Source organism: Gilliamella sp. CG35, assembly GCF_046635745.1.
GTDB classification, from domain to species: domain Bacteria; phylum Pseudomonadota; class Gammaproteobacteria; order Enterobacterales; family Orbaceae; genus Gilliamella; species Gilliamella apicola_I.
This window is the reverse complement of the sequence record NZ_JBIDFH010000038.1, coordinates 1-1,631: the sequence shown is the minus strand read 5'-3', so window position 1 is coordinate 1,631 and position 1,631 is coordinate 1. Positions and strand designations below refer to the sequence as shown.

General features: G+C 51.2%; 1 rRNA gene. It reads left to right on the top strand.

Annotated elements, in window-relative coordinates:
• The first annotated feature begins 76 nt into the window (after nt 1-76).
• Nucleotides 77-1,614, top strand: a 16S ribosomal RNA gene (locus ACGH4F_RS09550).
• The last annotated feature ends 17 nt before the right edge of the window (nt 1,615-1,631 follow it).

The following is a 1,631-nucleotide window of genomic DNA, read 5'->3' as shown; positions in this document are numbered from 1 at the left end:
AAAAAATTAAGTCTTGATAAGTGACACTGAAGATTCATTTGAATATGTCAGAAACAGTTATTGAGCATCAAACTTTAAATTGAAGAGTTTGATCATGGCTCAGATTGAACGCTGGCGGCAGGCTTAACACATGCAAGTCGAACGGTAACATGAGTGCTTGCACTTGATGACGAGTGGCGGACGGGTGAGTAAGGTATGGGGATCTGCCAAATGGAGGGGGACAACAGTTGGAAACGACTGCTAATACCGCATAAAGTTGAGAGACCAAAGTACGGTTCCGCAAGGACGTGCGCCATTTGATGAACCCATATGGGATTAGCTAGTTGGTGTGGTAAAGGCTCACCAAGGCGACGATCTCTAGCTGGTCTGAGAGGATGACCAGCCACACTGGAACTGAGACACGGTCCAGACTCCTACGGGAGGCAGCAGTGGGGAATATTGCACAATGGGGGGAACCCTGATGCAGCCATGCCGCGTGTATGAAGAAGGCCTTCGGGTTGTAAAGTACTTTCGGTAGTGAGGAAGTTGTGTGTATGAAAAGTGCATGCAATTGACGTTAGCTACAGAAGAAGCACCGGCTAACTCCGTGCCAGCAGCCGCGGTAATACGGAGGGTGCGAGCGTTAATCGGAATGACTGGGCGTAAAGGGCATGTAGGCGGATAATTAAGTTAGGTGTGAAAGCCCCGGGCTCAACCTGGGAATTGCACTTAAAACTGGTTATCTGGAGTATTGTAGAGGAAGGTAGAATTCCACGTGTAGCGGTGAAATGCGTAGAGATGTGGAGGAATACCGGTGGCGAAGGCGGCCTTCTGGACAGATACTGACGCTGAGATGCGAAAGCGTGGGGAGCAAACAGGATTAGATACCCTGGTAGTCCACGCTGTAAACGATGTCGATTTGGAGTTTGTTGCCCTGAGTGATGGGCTCCGAAGCTAACGCGATAAATCGACCGCCTGGGGAGTACGGCCGCAAGGTTAAAACTCAAATGAATTGACGGGGGCCCGCACAAGCGGTGGAGCATGTGGTTTAATTCGATGCAACGCGAAGAACCTTACCTGGTCTTGACATCCACAGAATCTGGCAGAGATGCTGGAGTGCCTTCGGGAACTGTGAGACAGGTGCTGCATGGCTGTCGTCAGCTCGTGTTGTGAAATGTTGGGTTAAGTCCCGCAACGAGCGCAACCCTTATCCTTTGTTGCCATCGATTAGGTCGGGAACTCAAAGGAGACTGCCGTTGATAAAGCGGAGGAAGGTGGGGACGACGTCAAGTCATCATGGCCCTTACGACCAGGGCTACACACGTGCTACAATGGCGTATACAAAGGGAGGCGACCTCGCGAGAGCAAGCGGACCTCAGAAAGTACGTCTAAGTCCGGATTGGAGTCTGCAACTCGACTCCATGAAGTCGGAATCGCTAGTAATCGTGAATCAGAATGTCACGGTGAATACGTTCCCGGGCCTTGTACACACCGCCCGTCACACCATGGGAGTGGGTTGCACCAGAAGTAGATAGCTTAACCTTCGGGAGGGCGTTTACCACGGTGTGATTCATGACTGGGGTGAAGTCGTAACAAGGTAACCGTAGGGGAACCTGCGGTTGGATCACCTCCTTACGAAGAGCTCGTAAGTG